Origin of the sequence: Algoriphagus lutimaris, assembly GCF_017051705.1 — a bacterium.
Taxonomy (GTDB): Bacteria; Bacteroidota; Bacteroidia; order Cytophagales; family Cyclobacteriaceae; genus Algoriphagus; species Algoriphagus lutimaris.
Genome location: NZ_JAFIDJ010000001.1, coordinates 978,993 through 996,713 on the forward strand (window position 1 = coordinate 978,993; position 17,721 = coordinate 996,713).

Sequence of the window (17,721 nt, forward strand, 5' to 3'; positions counted from 1 at the left end):
CATTTCTGATACAAACAGTTCTGGATCGTTAAGAATTGATAATTAGAACATATCTTTCGGGTGCTTGTTTAACTTATGTATAAGTTTGATTGGCTAAAAGATTTAATTTGATTTGATGAAAAAAGGAATAATAATATTTCAAAAGAATTTAATACCTGGTAGAGTAAAGTCCCGAATTGCAGAAATGGTAGGGGATCAAAAAGCATTAGAAATTTACCAAGTATTGGTGAATTATACTCACCAACAAGTAGAGCATTTGGAATGTAAAAAGTTGTTGTATTTTTCAGATTATGTGGAAAACAGCTTCGAAAATGATAAGGAATACCAGGTTTTTATCCAGTCTTCCGGTGATTTAGGTCAAAAAATGGGAGATGCTTTTAAAGATCAATTTGAAAATGGTTTTGATCAGTTATTAATTATTGGAACGGATTGTGCTGAAATTACTTTGGAAGTAATAGAAAAAGCCTTTGAAAAGCTAGAAAACTCCGAAGTCGTGATTGGTCCTGCAAAAGATGGGGGGTATTATCTTTTAGGAATGAAACGCTTTATCTCAGGACTATTTTATGATATTCCCTGGAGTAGTGCAGAGGTTTTCAATCAAACTTGTAGCTACCTTATTACTCACCAAATCTCTTTTGATTTATTGCCTACACTTTCTGATGTAGATTATTTAGAGGATTGGGTAAAAGTAAAAGAGAGACTGATGCACCCTCAATCAAAATAACTAGTTAATCCCTTTGAGTTCTTAAGAATGATCTTCAAACACCCAATTTCCAAAGCTCCCTTAGTTTTCATTATATTCCTATTTCTTTCATCATCCGCATGGGGTCAAGAATCGACTGTCAGTCAAAACTATGATATTGTTGTCGCTGGTTTTCGAATAGGGGGTATGACTGCCCAAAAGATTCAAAGTCCTAAAGAGACAAAGTTTGAAATCAATAGTCTGGTAGATTTCTGGTTTTTTGGAAGAGTTCATGTTGATTTTTTACAAAAAGCAGAATACTTGAATGGTCAACTTCATGAAGCCTCAACTGTTTCCAATTCAAATCGAGGTAATTTCCAAACAAATGTAAGCTGGAATAATGATCATTACGTGGTAGATGCCAATACTTATAAATATGAGAATAATGAACCGGTCAACCAACCGATTTATTCCAGTCCTGCCAGGCTATATTTTGAGGAACCCAAGCATGGAGACATTCTCCTATCAGAGAATTTTGGTTTAGTAACCACTGTGGTTGAGGATGAACCAGGAGTATATTCAATTGAGGTAAATGGGAACACCAATACTTTTTATTATGAAGAAGGTGTATTACAAAAAGTGGTTTTAGAAAACTCCATCAAAAATTATGTGATTAGAAGGTCTGATGATTGATGAGGAAACCATTTCTGTTATTATCCCTACTTACAATGAGGCGGGTAACTTAAAAGAATTAATTCCATTAATCAGGAGGGAAGAGGATCCAAAGATTTTAGAAATTATTGTGGTGGATGCTCAGAGTTCTGACGAAACACAACAAGTGGCTGAAAATTTAGGAGTTAAGATTTTTAAATCAAAGAGGCGTTCAAGAGCACATCAAATGAATTTGGGAGCGAAGCATGCAAAAGGCTCTATTTTTTATTTTGTACATGCTGACACCCGACCGTTCAAAGGATTTGCGAAAGATATCTATGAAAATTATTTAAGGGGTAAACTTGCTGGTTGTTACCGATATAGTTTTGATAGCACTCATATCTCACTAAAGATTAATGCATGGTTTACACGTTTTAATGGAATTTTTGCTGGAGGTGGAGATCAAACCCTTTATATTACAAGCAGTCTTTTTGAGGAATTGGAAGGATTTAATGAAAAATACACCATTATGGAAGATTTTGACCTTAATAGAAGGATCAGAAAAATCTCCGGTTTCCACGTTATCCCAAAAGAAGTAATCGTTTCTGCGAGGAAATATGAGGAAAATGGATGGTTAAGAGTTCAGCTTGCAAATTTGGCTGCATTCATACTTTTTTTATTGAATTCAAATCCAGAATCAATCAAAAGTCTATATTGTACTTTATTAAAACAACAGAAGACTTAGTAATTAAATCGGAATGAGCAAAGCAACCATTAATGGCATTCAACAAGTAGGTATTGGAGTAAAGGATGCTAATGAAGCATGGAAGTGGTATAGGAAAATTTTTAAAATGGATGTTCCGATTTTCCAAGACAGTGCCGAGGCAGCATTAATGACTCGATACACAGCAGGGAAAGTTGAAAAAAGACATGCCATACTTGCTATGAATATGCAAGGAGGAGGTGGTTTTGAAATTTGGCAATTTACATCCAGGACTCCTACTGGTCCAGCAAAGAAAGTTTCATGGGGTGATTTGGGAATTCTTGCAGTAAAAATCAGATGTAAAGACATCCAAGAGACCTATGATTTTATGAAGTCTGAAGGAGTCAACTTACTTGGAACACCATCCAAAAACCCAATCGGCGTTCGGCATTTTTATTTGAAAGACCCTTATGATAATGTTTTTGAGATAGAAGAAAACCAATCTTGGTTCAGCAAAAATAAAGACTTAACCGGAGGCGTTTCCGGAGTAGTAATTGGAGTAACTAACATTGAAAAATCCCTTCCATTATATCAGAGTATTTACCAGCATTCTGAGGTCTTAATTAATGAAACCAAAGAATGGGAAGACTTTGCTCCTTTAATAGAGGAACAAGAATCTTTTTCAAGAGTGATTTTAAGAAGCTCTGAGAATAGAACAGGGGCTTTTGGAAAATTACTATGCCAAACCACTGTTGAATTGATTTCTGTCAATAATTCAGCTCGAGAAAAGATTTATGAGGGAAGATTATGGGGTGATTTAGGTTTTATTCATGTTTGTTTTGATGTCAATGGAATGAAAACCCTCCGAACTAACCTAACTGATTCAGGATTTCCATTTACGGTAGATAGTAATAATGGGTTTGACATGGGAAAAGCAGCTGGGCATTTTGCATACATAGAAGATCCTGACGGAACATTGGTAGAGATGGTAGAAACCCATAAGATCCCAATTATGGAAAAATGGGGATGGTACCTTGATCTGAAAAAAAGAAAACAAGGGAAAACACTTCCTAATTTTATTGTGAAAATGCTTTCCCTCAATAGAGTCAAATCCTAACTAGGATTTAGTAATTTTCATCAATAGGTCGAGCAATCTGTTAGCATAGCCGGCTTCATTGTCATACCAGCCTACTACTTTGACCATAGATCCCTTGGCAGAGGTTAATTCCGAGTCAATGATACAGGAATGAGGGTTTCCTATGATGTCCATAGATACGATGGGGCTATCTTCTACTTCTAAATAGCCATTTAAATAGGAATTACTTGCTACTTTGAAAGCTTGATTGACTTGAGCCACTGTTACCTCTTGTTGCAGTTCCACGATGAGATCAGTCAGAGAACCATCGGGAACAGGAACCCGCATGGCAGAGGCTTCTACTTTTCCTGCAAGCTTGGGAAGCACAATATCTAAAGCTTTACCCGCATTAGTGGTAGTAGGTATAATAGAATAAGCTGCTGCTCTAGCCCGTCTTAAATCACGGTGTGGTGCGTCGTGTAGATTTTGATCGTTGGTGTAGGAGTGGACGGTGGAAGCAAAGCCTTTTACCAATCCAAATTGTTCATCTAAAACTTTGACCATAGGAGCAAGGCAGTTGGTGGTGCAAGAGGCATTTGAAATGATGCGTTCTTCTCCTGTTAGAATCTCATCATTCACTCCCAATACGACCATTTTGATACTTGGGTCTTGTGAAGGAGCTGAGATAATTACTTTTTTTGCACCTGCTTTTAAATGTTTTTCCGCTCCTGACCGATCAGTGAATCTTCCCGTACATTCTAAAACCAGATCAATTTCCAATTCTTTCCATGGTAATTTTTCTGGATCAGATTGTCCAAACAGTTGGATAGTTTTGCCATTTACCACTAATTTGTTTTGATCCAAAGAGATTGAAGCCTCTGTTTTACCATGGACTGAGTCGTACTTCAACAAATGTGCGATCGCTTGGGGATCTGCTAAATCGTTAATTGCGACTAAATTAAGAGATTTGTTTTCTAGGATTAATTTGGCAGTGTATCTACCTATTCTGCCAAAACCGTTGATGGCTATTTTTTTTCCAGGAGTTTGGTTCATGGATCTGATTTGAAATTAAACCTAAAATTAGTCAAAAGACTGTAATCCCCTCGAAGAAAAATTTTATTCCTTTTAACTCAGGATTTTAGCAAAAAACCAAAGAAATTTTGGAGGGGGAATTGGGATTATAAAATGAACCTTCTATATTTGCAAAACCATTTCGGAAAGCAGGTATTTCAGCAATCAAAAATGGTCCGTTCGTCTAGGGGTTAGGACGCATCCCTTTCACGGATGAAACACGGGTTCGATTCCCGTACGGACTACAAATAGTTGAATATCAATAAGTTATCAACTGTTTTTGAAATACCTTGCTGAATGGTCCGTTCGTCTAGGGGTTAGGACGCATCCCTTTCACGGATGAAACACGGGTTCGATTCCCGTACGGACTACTAAGACCAAAAGCTCAATCCCCGTATGGTCTAAATCCATTTTTGTTTTATGGTTGTTAGTGGTTAAAGTGAACCAAAATCCCGGTCTATGATCGGGATTTTTGTTTTTATAAGGATCATTTTTTGAACGGAGATGTGAGCTCATTGATTTTCATTATTTTGTGGCATTGTTCAAATTTTAATGCCTCAACCCAAGATGAAAAATACCTATGCCAAATACCTATTGGCGGCTGCTATTCCTGGTTTTTTTGCATGTCAAAGAGAAAAAGTAGACTTGCGCGAAAAAACACTTACGAAAGAAGAAATAGCGAACATGGCCCAAGTGGCTGAAACACAAATTAGTCCCACCCTTGCCGAAGGGCTTGAACTCAAACTTTGGGCTGTAGATTCCCTGGTATATGACCCTATTTCAATTCAAGTTACGGATGATGGTAGTTTGTACTACACACGAACAAACCGTCAGAAGAACTCTGAATTTGATATTAGAGGGCATCAAGATTGGGAAATCGAATCTATCAGTTTACAAACTATTGAGGAAAAGAGATCCTTTTTGCAAAAGACTTTGTCTCCTGAGATGTCTGATAAGAACACATGGCTTGCTGATGTCAATGGTGACGGTTCCCATGACTGGCGAGACATGACGGTAGAGCGTGAGGAGCTTTATAGGTTGGAAGATAAGGATGGAGATGGATTTGCAGATTATTCTCAATTGATGGTTCAGGATTTCAATGATGTGACTACAGACGTTGCAGGTGCTTTATTGAAATTAGAAGACAATTTATTTATTGGTGTAGGACCTGATTTATGGAGACTTTCCGATACCAATAATGATGGGATTATGGATGAGAAGGAGTCTATTTCACATGGATACGGAATCCATATCGGGTTTGGAGGCCATGGGATGTCAGGGCTTGAATTAGGTCCTGACGGAAGAATTTATTGGGGAATCGGTGATATTGGATTTAATGGGAAAGGTCCAGATGGGAAAGAGTGGAAATACCCCAACAGAGGGGTGATTGCTAGAGCCAATCCTGATGGAAGTGATTTTGAAATCTTCGCCATGGGAGTGAGAAACACCCATGAATTTACATTTGATCAATACAATAACCTGATCTCCGTGGACAATGATGGTGATCATGGTGGAGAAAGTGAACGCTTGGTTTACTTGGTAAATGGTTCAGATACTGGCTGGAGAACCAACTGGCAATTTGGAAAGTACCGGGATTCTGAAAACAATACCTATAAGGTATGGATGGATGAAAAGTTGTATTTACCAAGACACGAAGGCCAAGCAGCTTATATCACTCCACCGATTCAAAATTATGTCAACGGACCAACCGGAATGGTATTTAACCCAGGTACTGCTTTGGCGCATAAATGGAAGAACACATTTTTTGTAGCTTCTTTTGTTGGAAATCCAACGGCCTCGGGAATACACGCTTTTAAACTGGAGCCTGATGGAGCCTCTTTTAAAATGTCCCAAACTGAAAAAGTGATGGGGGGAGTATTGGCCACTGGACTTGATTTTGGTCCGGATGGATCCTTATACTTTGCGGATTGGATACAGGGTTGGAATACCAAGAATTATGGTAGAGTTTGGAAACTGGATGACCCATCCGGAAAAAATTGGGAAGCTAGAAAGATCACTGCCCAAGTAATCAACACTGATTTTAAAACGCTTACCGATGAAGCCTTAGGAGAATATTTGGGTGATGAGGATATGAGAATTAGGAGAAAAGCCCAGTTTGAATTAGCTAAAAGAGGGGAGAAAGGCTTCCAGATATTTGAAGCAGCTATCAATCAGAAAAACAATCAGCTTGCCAGAATCCATGCCATTGTAGGTATCAGCCAACTGGCTAGAATGGATAAAATGGATTATGCGGAGTCTCTAGTTGCTTTATTGCAAGATTCAGACCCCGAAATCAGAGCCCAAGCTGCAAAATGGATAGGAGATATTAAATTTAAAGAGGCAGGAAATGCCTTGATGCCTTTGTTAAGCGATTCAGAAATCAGAGTTCGATTCTTTGCTTCAGAGGCATTGGGAAGAATAGCATATGAACCTGCGATTGAGGGTTTGATCAATGTATTAAAGGAAAATAATGATGAGGATGCTTTTTTAAGGCATGCAGCGAGCTTGGCATTGGCTAGAATCAATAAAAAAGAACCATTGATCGCCTTGGCCTCTAATCCATCTCCTGCGGTTCGTTTAGGTGCTGTTTTGGCATTGAGAAGAATGGCTGAGCCAGGCATAACTGCATTCCTTTCCGATTCCGATGAGTACATCGTAACTGAAGTTGCCAGAGCCATTAATGATGATTTTTCTATTGAGCCAGCTCTTCCTGCCTTAGGCGATTTATTAGTGACTACTTCCTTTCAAAATGAGCCATTGATCAGAAGAGTCATAGGAGCAAACCTTCGTGTGGGAACTGAGAAGTCTCTGGAAAATTTAAAAACTTACATCTCTAAGCCTAGAATTAATCCGGTTTTGAAAGCAGAAGCTATCGCAACTATTGGTACATGGGCCAAACCATCCGTTTTGGATAGAGTAGATGGAAGAAACCGTGGAGCAGTTGAAAGAGATTTAGCACCTATTCAAGCTTCTGTAAGTAACTCATTAATAAGGTTGCTTTCTGACCAAAGTGATCTTATTAGAGTAGAGGCAGTAAGGTCTATTGGTAAATTGAAAATTTCGGAGGCTGAACCTAAACTAATATCTATTCTAAAAAATGACCCGATAGATCCTGTTCGTGTTGAAGCTATTCTAGCATTAGCCAAAGTGAGCCCAGAAAATATTTCTGGTCCAATCGAATTGGCAATGAATGATAAATCTAAAGCAGTAAGGGTGGTAGGATTGGACTTATTGACCAAAACCGATATCTCTGATGATTTAATGGAAAATCTATTGAAAGATGTGATTCAAAATAGAACCATAGAAGAAAGACAAGCTGCGTTGCTAAGTTTAGGAAATCTTCCAAACTCTGCTAATCTAGAAATTTGGAATTCCTTATTGGATGATCTGAAAGCCAATAAACTTCCTAATGAAGTGATGATTGAATTGGAGGAAGCTATCGCAGAAACAGGATCAAAAGAGCTCAAATCAAAGTATGATCAAATCCAACAAGAAAGAACCGGAGGTGATCTTGTCGCTCTATATAGTGGAGCTCTTGAAGGGGGGAGTGTTCGATCAGGCCGAAGAATTTTCTTCCAAAATCAAACGGCTCAGTGTATCCGATGTCATGGATATGATGACATGGGAGGAACTGCAGGGCCACATTTAAATGGGATCGCAAATAGACTCTCTAGAACACAAATCCTAGAAGCTTTGATTGAACCAAGCAAGCGACTTGCCCCTGGATATGGATTCGTTCAACTTACTTTGAAGGATGGTAGCGCAGTCAATGGAACCTTGATGGAGGAAACTGAGGAGGGATTGGTAATTAAAGAAGCCTCAAAACCAGAGCGATTAATTCCCAATTCTGAAATTTCTGAGCGAAAAAATTCTCCTTCCAGTATGCCGGATATGAAAGCAATTTTGAGCAAAAGAGAAATCCGGGATTTAGTAAGCTTCGTGAGTACGATGACAAAAGAGTGGGAGTAATCCGCTCGATTGAATTTATAGTAAAAGAAAAGGAGGCAGAATCTGCCTCCTTTTCTTTTTAGTCGCCTAATTGTCACTGTTTATTTCTGATCTAGAAGTACGTTTCACATTTCAACTTTGCTCGATATGACATTAGGAACGCTTCACAATCAGAGCTTGGAGTAATAGTCGAAAAGGCTCTTCATATTGATTTTGAACCAACTCCTTTAGTTAATTTGTGTCTTTATTAATTCAAGAATTCATCAAATGTCAAGCTCACGAAATACATGGTTCCAATGGTTGGATTTCCCCAAGCTTGCGTATATCCATTACTAAACAAGTTGGAACCACCTACTTTTAGGATCGATTTGATGCTTTTCAATTTATAGCTTACTTGAGCATCCAAAGCGCCATATGCTGGCACCACAGATAGTTGTTGGCTTGAAACAGGAGCATTTACAAATGAAGATTGCCAAGCAAACTCACCTTGCCATCTATAAGTGATAGCAAATCCCAAATTGTCAACTACCTCTCTGTTTCCAAAATTAAGCACATATCTATACTCTGGAGTGTTAAAGCTTGGTTGGAAGCCAGTCTCCGCTAATTCCTCTAAATTAGATAGGGTATTGTAAGAAACGTTACCTCCAATGGTGTAGCCTTTTGGCAGTTTATAATCCAAACTGGCTGCCCATCCCCAAGACTCAATAATCTCGGTCCTATTTACTGGAAGCCCATAAACATTTCTCGAATTAGGAATCGCTCCGATCAGGTTCAATCCAGTAAGAGCATTGGGTCCTGCCAAGCCTGCATCTGTTTTATCTTGGACCAGCACTTGCAACCCATTGAAGTTTTCGAATCGATTGAAATATGCATAGGCATCCACTAATAAGTTATTCCCCCAAATTCCTTTATAGCCCACTTCAAAAGACTTGACTCTTTCAGGTTTGAATTCTTTGATTTCATAAGGCTGGAGTTGGTTAATATTGGCAGTAGAAGCAAATAAACCAATTGCTTGAATTATTGCTGCAGGGGCATCGGCTGGATCGATGATTCCTTGTTCTATAAGACCTTGAACATATTCTATAGCCTGAGATTGAATTGCTGGATCTTGGGCAGATTGTTGTACCGCAGCACCAAACTTGGTCACGTTCGCCAAGGTATACCCAGGATTGTTATTGAGATTATAACGGTCCGCAAATAAGGGCAGGCCACCAATCAATCTTGCCTGAGGAGTATTTAAATCTATATACTGATCTTGGTTCGTTGGGATACGAAAACCTGTTTGATAGGAAGCTCTAAAATTATGGTTTCCTACCGTATAAACTCCCGAAATTCTTGGAGACCATTGCCCCGCGAAATTTTCGTTTTTATCGTATCTGGCAGAAGCAGTCAATTTGAAATGGTCATTGAAGAATCTTTTGGATCCTTGAATGTATCCACCATATTCATTGATGTTGAATTCATCCCCGTTTTCATCCAATGCGAAAATGGTTCCATTGGAGTTTAAGCTGTAAATTCTATAGTTGGCACCTACTACGAATTCGGCAAACTTGATTTGTTCAGAGAAGTTGTAGGAACCTTCAAAATGGTAAAGATTACTACTGTCTACAAATCTTGCCCCAACACCATTTTGGTCGCCTGGAATTGGCTTCGAGGAAACTTGTCTCAATGCATTTTGGAATTCTGAAGTACCTGGAATATATCTCCCTTGATCAGCAAAAGCTCTAGCAGCCAAATGAGCTTGATCGGCAGGGAGACCAGCACCTACTGCCTGAGCATAAGCACCAACGTATTCTGGAAACCATTGGGTACTGGCTTTCCAAGCTTCATTGATTCCTTGTGCGGCCGTACCAACTGCAAAGGCATCACCAGAGCGTTCTTGGGTAGTATAAGCTCTCAAATACCAGTTAGAAGCTCTTAATTCAGCTTTGTATTGTCCGATGGTAAAGTCTTTTAGGGAATATCTATCTGCTCCGGTATAAACTGTAGTTCCGAAGCCTAGGTTTCCTTGTAACACTGCTTCAATATTATCATTGATTCGATAATGCAGTGCAGCATTCATCTTGATGGATTTGGTGCCATAATCAGCTAAATCGCGCTCTAAATAGCCTGTTCTGGACACAAATGTATTTGGAATTAAAGGTAACGCAGCATCTGGAAGTACACCGGCTGCTACCATTGCTTGAGCAATGGACTGCATATTTACATTAGTTTCATCTCCATATATATTGACTCCATTGTAAGCTGGATTATTTCCAGGGTTCCCTGTTTCAATGGTAGACCCATTTAATAAGGATTGATCTCTAAAGTCATTTGCCTGCCAATCGTCTGCAGTCAAATATTCAAAGTTCACTTTGAAGGCAAACTTATCACTAATGGCTTTTGCATAACGTGCGCTGAAATTATAAAAACCTGTGGTAGGATTGGATCTGTTGCCTTCATCCATAATACCAGTCTTCAGGTTTGCAGAAAGTCCCTGGTATAAGAATGGGCTTTTAGAATTCATCAACAATATTCCATTGATCGCATTAGGACCATAAAGTGCTGATGATGCACCTGGAAGTAATTCTACGCTTTCCAGATCCAATTCAGAAATACCTACAATGTTCCCCACAGAGAAATTCAAACCAGGTGCTTGGTTATCCATTCCATCGATCAATTGTACGGTTCTTACATTTCCGTTGGCATTAAAACCACGGGTATTGAAAGATTTGAATAGGAGGGACTGTGTACTCATTTCCACTCCCTTCATGTTATTGATGGCATCGTAAAAGCTTGCTTGCGGCGCATCTCGAATCGCAATGATATCCATTTTCTCAACAGATACAGGAGATTGCAACACACTTTCTTCCATTCTGGAAGCAGAAACTATTACTTCCTGACCAAGGATGGATGTTTCTGTCATTTGGATGTCTAAATTACTAACACCACCCGTAACTTCTACTTCCTGAGTATTATAACCTACCATAGAAAATACAAGAGTAAATGGAGGCTCTTGGTCTACGCTTAGGGAAAAATTACCAGAAAGGTCAGATATAGTTCCAATCACTTTTCCTTTCACAAGAATGTTAACTCCTACTAACGTTTCTTGCGTATCAGCATCAGTTACCACACCAGAAACCATCGTTTGGGCAAAAACCCTGAAAGTACTTATGGAAACTAAAAGGAACAGCGTTAAAACTACCCTCTTCAAATTTGGAGTAGAATTTCTCATATAGAATATTGGGTTTTAATTAAATAAGGGGATTAAGGTTTAATTTCATCTGAAATTTGGCCCAAATAGCAAATAAAAATTGAATTTGTATACTTATTTAATTGAATAGATTATTAGAAAAAAAGTAGCATTAGAGGAAACTGAGCACATTTTTAAAGAAAATTTAAAAAAAAATGGAAGATCATTACCAATCTTATTTGCGAAAATTCATTTTGTTAAAAAAAACAAAAAATATTATTTTTTTTATTGATCTACATCAACAAAAAAAGCCCGTTTATTAAGCGGGCTTTAATTTATTTACTTGAAACTCTATCTACTTTGTATTTTTATTTTCCTCATTTACATGCCTAACCAACCGGTCACACAAATCTTTAATTTCTTCGGACATGTATTCATCACCGGTACTATTAAGAATCGTTTGCCCCATACCTCCTAGAATATCAATATAAAATCTCTTCATTTCTACCACGGACATATCTTCAGTCCAGAGATCAATTCGTAGGGTACTTTGATTGAGGTTGTCCCAAATATTTAAACTAATACTTTTCGTAGATTCCAGCCCTTCATTTTCTTTATCAGAAGCATCCCATGTAATGGCTTTTGGAAGACTTTTCTCGTCTAATTCAATTTGAAATTTAATATCTGATTTTTTCATTCTTGGAAATTTTTCTGGTAAACCCTTGGATCTTCCAGAGAGTTCAATTGCTTAAATATTTATTCAAAATACCATTTCTGGTACTTCTCCATTAATTATTAATTTACCTGAGGTTTTCGACTTGATATCTTCCACACTAACCCCTGGAGCTCGTTCTTTCAGAATAAATCCTCCAGCAGGATGTACTTCCAAGACCGCTAAATCTGTGACTATTTTCTTCACACAGTGTACTCCTGTAATGGGAAGGGTACATTTAGGAAGTAATTTGGACTCTCCACTTTTTGAACAGTGCTGCATCGCCACAATAATATTTTCGGCAGAAGCCACTAAATCCATAGCACCTCCCATTCCTTTTACCATTTTACCGGGAATTTTCCAGTTGGCAATGTCTCCATTTTCAGAAACCTCCATTGCTCCCAGAATTGTCAAATGCACATGTCCCCCTCGAATCATTGCAAAGGATTCTGCTGAATCAAACAGTACTGATCCTTTTAGCATACTAATGGTTTGCTTTCCTGCGTTGATTAAATCCGGGTCCACATCTTCTTCTTTTGGAAAGGGTCCGATCCCCAACAGACCATTTTCAGATTGGAGTACAACTTCCATATCGTCGGGAATGTAATTGGCTACTAGGGTAGGAATACCAATTCCTAAATTTATATACTGCCCATTTTTCACCTCTTTGGCAATCCGTTGAGCTATTTGATCTTTACTTAACATGGATTTTGGGTTTAGTTGGAAACAGTTCTTTTCTCTATTCGCTTTTCATAATTCTTGCCCTGGAATATGCGTTGAACATAGATCCCAGGACAATGAATCTCATTAGGGTCTAATTCGCCTACTCCTACCAACACTTCTACCTCAGCAATACAGATCTTTCCCGCTGGAGCCATGATGGGATTAAAGTTTCTGGCCGTCCCTTTAAAAATGAGGTTCCCGGCAGTATCTCCCTTCCAAGCTTTGATAATGGAAAAATCAGCTTTTAGTGCGCGTTCCATAAGATATACCTTGCCATCGAATTCTCTGGTTTCTTTCCCTTCAGCCACTTCCGTCCCTACTCCTGCAGGTGTAAAAAAAGCTGGAATTCCTGCTCCTCCTGCTCGGACTCTCTCTGCCAAGGTACCTTGAGGAATAAGATCTACTTCTAATTCTCCCTGAAGTAATTGACGTTCAAATTCAGCATTTTCACCTACATAGCTGGAAATCATTTTTTTTACCATATGCTTTTTGAGGAGGAGTCCTATTCCAAAATCATCCACTCCAGCGTTATTGGAAACAATGGTTAAATTATTTATATCCAGATCCAAAAGTGCAGATATACAATTTTCTGGAATTCCGGAAAGTCCAAAACCTCCCATCATCAGCATAGCACCGGAAGGAATATCAGCTACTGCTGCCTTGGCGTCTTTCACTGTTTTATTGATCATAACTTTGGGTTTATAGTAAAGACTTGGCCAATTTCTGATCCATGGCCAGTTGATTTTTCAATTCTTCAAGATTGTCAAATTTCCGCTCTTCCCGTAAAAACTCCTTCAAATAAATCGTGATCTGCTTATCATAAAGATCCCCAATAAAATCAAATAAATGCGCTTCTACGGTTTTTTTGGTACCACCTACTGTGGGTCTATTTCCAATGTTCAACATCGCTTTGAACAAGGAACCATTCACCAATGCTTCCACCGCATACACCCCATCTTTGGGAATCAATTTATAGTCATTCGGGATATGGATATTTGCTGTAGGAAAGCCAATGGATCTACCTATTTGTTGCCCTTTAATAACGATCCCATTTAATTCATACGGACGACCAAGGGAACTGGTCGCTCTTTTTACATTTCCGGTTTCTAAAGCAGTTCGAATTTTTGTGCTAGAAACCCCAATTTCATCCACATCTTGACGAGAAATTTCCTCTAGTTCAAAACCAAATTCCTGATGATGCTCTTTTAAATACTCAAAACTTCCTTCCCTGTTTTTGCCAAAACGATGATCATATCCTATGACCAGCTTTTTGGTATGGATTTTCTCCATCAATACTTTATCTATAAACTCCCTTGAGCTTAATTGGGAAAATTCCTTGGTAAATGGAATGGTAATTAAGTGGTCGATCCCAAAATATCTTAATAATTTGGTCTTCTCCTCAAAGGTGCTCAACAACCTCAAATTATGTTCATCGGGATAGAGCACCAATCTTGGATGTGGCCAAAAAGTAATTAAAACGGTTTCTCCCTGTATATTCCGGGCGATTTCTCGGATTCGCTTTAAAATCTTTTGATGTCCTAAATGTACTCCATCGAAGGTCCCACTTGTTACTACCGGATTGGGAATATGAGGGATATCACTTAGTCCTTCGTAGATTTTCATCGTTTTATTGTTGAATTATTCAGCTAGATGCCGAGACTTGATTTCTTCAATCAAAGCAGGAAGTTCCTTTGCTTCCGATAATTTGAAATCCCCAATTCTAGTCCTACATAAGGCACTCATATAAGCACCAACTTGTAAGATCTCTCCAAGATCACGTGCAAGACTTCTGATGTAGGTACCTTTTGAGCATGAAATCCGAAAATCTATTTCTCCAGCCTCAAACCTAGTAATCTCAAATTCACGAACCTGCACCAAACGGGGTTCCATTTTGACGTCTATTCCTTTCCTAGCAGATTCATATACTCGTTTTCCATCTACTTTGATTGCGGAATGCATGGGAGGTATCTGAAGAATATCTCCTGACAATTGTTTGACTGCTGACTCCACTTCTTCTAAAGTAATATGAGCAGGATCTGCTACAGGAATGACAGGTTTCTCAAGATCAAAGGATTCTGTGGTAGAACCAAGTACAAAGGTTCCCGTGTACTCCTTTTCCTGCCCCATAAAACCTTCAATCTGTTTGGTCATTTTACCAGCGCAAACGATTAAAAGACCAGTGGCTAAAGGATCCAAAGTCCCAGCATGTCCCACTTTTTTGATTTTGAGTGCATTTCTGACTTTTTTGACTACATCAAATGAAGTCCATTCCAATGGCTTATTAATCAAAAAAACTTCTCCGTAGGGTTGCTCTTGCATGCTACAAATATAAACCACTTACAATTGCAATGATACCTGCAAATAAACAGTAAACAGCAAAATAGCTGAGTTTGCTTTTTCTAACCAAAGAAACCATCCAAGTACATGCGAGAATTCCGGAGATAAAAGCAGCTAAAAACCCAGCGCTCAAATAACCTATTCCTTCAGTTTCCATGGATAAACCTCCGTCCAAAATATCCTTTGCGATCTTTCCTAAAATCAAGGGTACCACCATCAAAAAAGAGAATCTTGCAGCTTTGGATTTATCTACTCCTAAGATAACAGATGCTGAAATCGTTGCTCCAGATCTAGAGATTCCTGGGAGAATAGCAATTGCTTGGGCAATCCCAATTTGAAATGCTTTAAAGTAAGTAACAGGTTGATTGGTATTTTTGGCTTTATCAGCTAAATAGAGTAGGAGCGCAGTCAAAACAAGCATAAACCCTACAAAAACTACACTTCCACCAAAAAGGGTTTCCAACTGTTCTTCAAATGCCAAACCTACCACGGCAGCAGGTATCATTGAAAGAAGAATTTTGACTACAAATTGAGTTTCTTCATTCCATTTGAATTTGAACAAGCCAATAAGAATCTCTGCAATGTCTCTCCTATATACAATGATGGTACTGAGTGCAGTGGCAAAATGAACTACAATTGTAAACATCAAACCTTCTGCAGGCATTTTACTCTCACCCAATATAGCTTTTCCTAGTTCCAAGTGTCCACTGGACGAAACCGGTAAAAACTCCGTCAATCCTTGAATGATTCCAAGGATGATCGCATCAATAATCTCCATTGTTAATTTTTCTCGGTTTTAGCGAAAATGGCGTAAAATTCAAAAATAAAACCTGAGAGCGTGACGATTGGGCCTAATGTCAAACCAAGAAAACCATTTCCATGGGGTTCATTGTCTAATCCAATAATGATAAACCCGATTACAATCAACGCAAAGCCAATGGCCATGAGCTGATAATTTTTTTTAGAGAAAGGAAAATGTGATTTGCTCATGTTAATATAATTCGTCTAACGACATGTTTAAATACTTATTTACAGCTCTTAAGGTACTCAATGCAGATAAAACTCCTCCTACACCCACTAATACTGCAAAGAGCATTAACAGCATTTGTTCATTGTGTAATAGCCCAAATCCTTCAATATTTGCCTGGGTGTATTTAACTAAGCCAAATAAAATCATCGAAGCAATAGCTCCCGCCAACATCCCAAAAAACCATGCTCTTGCAAGAAATGGTTTTCTGATAAATGCTCGGGTGGCACCCACTAATTGCATGGATCTGATCAAAAATCGTTGGGAAAACAATGCCAAACGAATGGTATTATTGATAAGCATGATCACTGTGATAATCAAAATGAGGATGAATCCTCCGAGCACCAAGCTGACTTTCAATAAATTCTTATTGATAGAATCAACCAAATCTGTCATATAAGAAACCTCAAAAATTCCCTCAATGGATTGGAGTTCAGCAACAATGGCATCTAATTGTTCTGAAGTTTGGAATTCCTCAGCAATTGTAATGACAAAACTATCTCTTAATGGGTTATCTTCCAGGAATTTAGTAAAGTCTTCTCCAGTACTTTCTATAAACGTAGCTGCTGCTTCCTCATCCGATATAAACCGAAGCCCTGTGGTATCACTCTTTTGGAGTATAAAGGGGCGATTTTCTAAATTCTCTTTAATTGAGGTAATTTCTTCATCCTCTAAATTCTTATCTAAAAACACTTGAACCTCAATATTCTCGCGGATCATGCTGGTCAGTGATTTCGCCTGTATCAAGATCACTCCAAACAGACCAACAATAAAAAGTGAAAGGGTAGTACTAAATAAAACACTTCCAAATTTGAAGTGTCCAAGTATTTTTTTCTTCCTAGGTTGGTTTGCCATAGATTTAGTTTTCTGGTCAAAAATAATCAGCCTATACCTTATAACCAATCGAAAATCAGGAAAGGATTGGAATCACTTTCTCTTTTGTAATACCAAAAACCTGATCTGTTGGTTTAGGCTTTATCAAAGCTAACCCTGTAAATCTTCCAAAAGCGGGTAGAATTAACTGATTTGGCTTATAATAAAAGCAAGAAAGACGTATAGACTGTCTTGCTTTCCCCACAAGTCTTATGCCCGGATGTATATGTCCACATAAATTTATTTTCTGTTCTGCAATTACATCTAAAGGTTCATGTGATAGAATCAGGTCTTCTAACTCAATTGGACTTTTATAAACACTAAAAGCTGAATGGGTATAGAAGCTCGAATCCAATATGTCATGGTTGCCTAATACCAAGTGAAATTGAACCTGAGGAAACCTTCCCAAAAATTGATTTAATACTTCCCATTGCCCATTCCAATCACTATGAAATAAATCACCCAAAAAATATACATGTTGTGGATGATAGCTTTTAATGATCAACTGAAGGTTGGCAAGATCTTCTAGGTGTATAGGTTCTGGAATAGGAATTCCTGATTTTCTAAAATGACTTGCTTTCCCAAAATGTAAGTCAGCAATGAAAATGGAGTTCAAAGAAGGTACCCAAACTGCTTTTTCTTTTAGTAAAATAAGTTTTGTTTTCTGGAAGTTTATCTGTGAAATCACTATTTTCAAGAGGTGTCTTTATTAGTAATGCAATTAGCAGCCTAATCTATTTAATATTA

At 38.3% G+C, this 17,721-nt stretch carries 16 protein-coding genes and 2 tRNA genes; 7 read left to right on the forward strand and 11 right to left on the reverse strand.

Features of this window, described 5'->3' with window-relative positions:
* Positions 1-115: 115 nt before the first annotated feature.
* From JYB62_RS04015 to JYB62_RS04030, 4 genes are read left to right on the forward strand one after another with little or no spacing between them, the layout of a single operon-like run.
* Positions 116-724, forward strand: coding sequence for a TIGR04282 family arsenosugar biosynthesis glycosyltransferase (locus tag JYB62_RS04015; protein ID WP_205644138.1), 609 nt, complete (start codon positions 116-118; stop codon positions 722-724).
* A 27-nt stretch (positions 725-751) separates the two neighbouring features.
* The gene (locus JYB62_RS04020; RefSeq protein WP_205644139.1) at positions 752-1,375 is read left to right on the forward strand and encodes a DUF6134 family protein; all 624 of its coding nucleotides are present in this window, start codon (positions 752-754) and stop codon (positions 1,373-1,375) included.
* Entirely contained in the window at positions 1,368-2,078 is a 711-nt protein-coding gene (locus JYB62_RS04025) for a TIGR04283 family arsenosugar biosynthesis glycosyltransferase (protein ID WP_205644140.1), read from the forward strand. The genes JYB62_RS04020 and JYB62_RS04025 overlap by 8 nt, the downstream gene beginning before the upstream one ends.
* Positions 2,079-2,091: 13 nt before the next feature.
* Positions 2,092-3,153, forward strand: coding sequence for a VOC family protein (locus JYB62_RS04030; RefSeq protein ID WP_205644141.1), 1,062 nt, complete (start codon positions 2,092-2,094; stop codon positions 3,151-3,153).
* On the opposite strand, the gene gap is transcribed toward JYB62_RS04030, so the two are convergent.
* Positions 3,154-4,164, reverse strand: a complete 1,011-nt coding sequence (gene gap / locus JYB62_RS04035; RefSeq protein ID WP_205644142.1) for a type I glyceraldehyde-3-phosphate dehydrogenase — start codon at positions 4,162-4,164, stop codon at positions 3,154-3,156.
* 191 nt (positions 4,165-4,355) lie between these two features.
* On the opposite strand from gap, the gene JYB62_RS04040 reads away from it, so the two are divergent.
* From JYB62_RS04040 to JYB62_RS04050, 3 genes are all read left to right on the forward strand, one after another.
* Positions 4,356-4,427, forward strand: a tRNA-Glu gene (locus tag JYB62_RS04040).
* A gap of 54 nt (positions 4,428-4,481) precedes the next feature.
* Positions 4,482-4,553: transfer RNA gene (locus JYB62_RS04045), tRNA-Glu, on the forward strand.
* A gap of 196 nt (positions 4,554-4,749) precedes the next feature.
* Positions 4,750-8,151, forward strand: a complete 3,402-nt coding sequence (locus JYB62_RS04050; RefSeq protein ID WP_205644143.1) for a HEAT repeat domain-containing protein — start codon at positions 4,750-4,752, stop codon at positions 8,149-8,151.
* A 226-nt stretch (positions 8,152-8,377) separates the two neighbouring features.
* Here JYB62_RS04050 and JYB62_RS04055 read toward each other — a convergent pair whose 3' ends face one another.
* From JYB62_RS04055 to pdeM, 10 genes are all read right to left on the reverse strand, one after another.
* A complete protein-coding gene (locus JYB62_RS04055; RefSeq protein WP_205644144.1) occupies positions 8,378-11,344 on the reverse strand; it encodes a TonB-dependent receptor in 2,967 nt (988 codons plus the stop codon).
* Between the two features lie 313 nt (positions 11,345-11,657).
* Positions 11,658-11,999, reverse strand: coding sequence for a gliding motility protein GldC (gene gldC, locus JYB62_RS04060; protein ID WP_205644145.1), 342 nt, complete (start codon positions 11,997-11,999; stop codon positions 11,658-11,660).
* A gap of 63 nt (positions 12,000-12,062) precedes the next feature.
* Positions 12,063-12,719: a 3-oxoacid CoA-transferase subunit B gene (locus JYB62_RS04065; RefSeq protein WP_205644146.1), complete on the reverse strand. Its 657-nt coding sequence runs from the start codon at positions 12,717-12,719 to the stop codon at positions 12,063-12,065.
* Positions 12,720-12,730: 11 nt separating this feature from the next.
* The gene (locus JYB62_RS04070; RefSeq protein WP_205644147.1) at positions 12,731-13,426 is read right to left on the reverse strand and encodes a CoA transferase subunit A; all 696 of its coding nucleotides are present in this window, start codon (positions 13,424-13,426) and stop codon (positions 12,731-12,733) included.
* A 10-nt stretch (positions 13,427-13,436) separates the two neighbouring features.
* A complete protein-coding gene (locus JYB62_RS04075) occupies positions 13,437-14,360 on the reverse strand; it encodes a bifunctional riboflavin kinase/FAD synthetase (RefSeq protein ID WP_205644148.1) in 924 nt (307 codons plus the stop codon).
* Positions 14,361-14,375: 15 nt separating this feature from the next.
* Positions 14,376-15,056: a tRNA pseudouridine(55) synthase TruB gene (gene truB / locus JYB62_RS04080; RefSeq protein ID WP_205644149.1), complete on the reverse strand. Its 681-nt coding sequence runs from the start codon at positions 15,054-15,056 to the stop codon at positions 14,376-14,378.
* 1 nt (position 15,057) lies between these two features.
* Positions 15,058-15,852, reverse strand: coding sequence for an undecaprenyl-diphosphate phosphatase (locus JYB62_RS04085; protein WP_205644150.1), 795 nt, complete (start codon positions 15,850-15,852; stop codon positions 15,058-15,060).
* 2 nt (positions 15,853-15,854) lie between these two features.
* A complete protein-coding gene (locus JYB62_RS04090) occupies positions 15,855-16,064 on the reverse strand; it encodes a DUF3098 domain-containing protein (protein WP_205644151.1) in 210 nt (69 codons plus the stop codon).
* A gap of 1 nt (position 16,065) precedes the next feature.
* Entirely contained in the window at positions 16,066-16,956 is an 891-nt protein-coding gene (locus tag JYB62_RS04095; protein WP_205644152.1) for a cell division protein FtsX, read from the reverse strand.
* Positions 16,957-17,011: 55 nt separating this feature from the next.
* Positions 17,012-17,662 (reverse strand): ligase-associated DNA damage response endonuclease PdeM, encoded by a 651-nt coding sequence (gene pdeM / locus JYB62_RS04100; protein ID WP_317194626.1) that lies wholly within the window; start codon positions 17,660-17,662, stop codon positions 17,012-17,014.
* Positions 17,663-17,721: the final 59 nt, after the last annotated feature.

Excerpts from the sequence above, each read along its gene's own strand:
- JYB62_RS04065 (WP_205644146.1), bottom strand. The coding sequence starts at position 12,719 with ATGTTAAGTAAAGATCAAATAGCTCAACGGATTGCCAAAGAGGTGAAA.
- JYB62_RS04030 (WP_205644141.1), top strand. The coding sequence starts at position 2,092 with ATGAGCAAAGCAACCATTAATGGCATTCAACAAGTAGGTATTGGAGTA.
- JYB62_RS04055 (WP_205644144.1), bottom strand. The coding sequence starts at position 11,344 with ATGAGAAATTCTACTCCAAATTTGAAGAGGGTAGTTTTAACGCTGTTC.
- JYB62_RS04075 (WP_205644148.1), bottom strand. The coding sequence starts at position 14,360 with ATGAAAATCTACGAAGGACTAAGTGATATCCCTCATATTCCCAATCCG.
- gldC (WP_205644145.1), bottom strand. The coding sequence starts at position 11,999 with ATGAAAAAATCAGATATTAAATTTCAAATTGAATTAGACGAGAAAAGT.
- JYB62_RS04025 (WP_205644140.1), top strand. The coding sequence starts at position 1,368 with ATGATTGATGAGGAAACCATTTCTGTTATTATCCCTACTTACAATGAG.
- JYB62_RS04095 (WP_205644152.1), bottom strand. The coding sequence starts at position 16,956 with ATGGCAAACCAACCTAGGAAGAAAAAAATACTTGGACACTTCAAATTT.
- JYB62_RS04015 (WP_205644138.1), top strand. The coding sequence starts at position 116 with ATGAAAAAAGGAATAATAATATTTCAAAAGAATTTAATACCTGGTAGA.
- JYB62_RS04020 (WP_205644139.1), top strand. The coding sequence starts at position 752 with ATGATCTTCAAACACCCAATTTCCAAAGCTCCCTTAGTTTTCATTATA.
- gap (WP_205644142.1), bottom strand. The coding sequence starts at position 4,164 with ATGAACCAAACTCCTGGAAAAAAAATAGCCATCAACGGTTTTGGCAGA.
- JYB62_RS04085 (WP_205644150.1), bottom strand. The coding sequence starts at position 15,852 with ATGGAGATTATTGATGCGATCATCCTTGGAATCATTCAAGGATTGACG.
- JYB62_RS04050 (WP_205644143.1), top strand. The coding sequence starts at position 4,750 with ATGAAAAATACCTATGCCAAATACCTATTGGCGGCTGCTATTCCTGGT.
- truB (WP_205644149.1), bottom strand. The coding sequence starts at position 15,056 with ATGCAAGAGCAACCCTACGGAGAAGTTTTTTTGATTAATAAGCCATTG.
- JYB62_RS04090 (WP_205644151.1), bottom strand. The coding sequence starts at position 16,064 with ATGAGCAAATCACATTTTCCTTTCTCTAAAAAAAATTATCAGCTCATG.
- JYB62_RS04070 (WP_205644147.1), bottom strand. The coding sequence starts at position 13,426 with ATGATCAATAAAACAGTGAAAGACGCCAAGGCAGCAGTAGCTGATATT.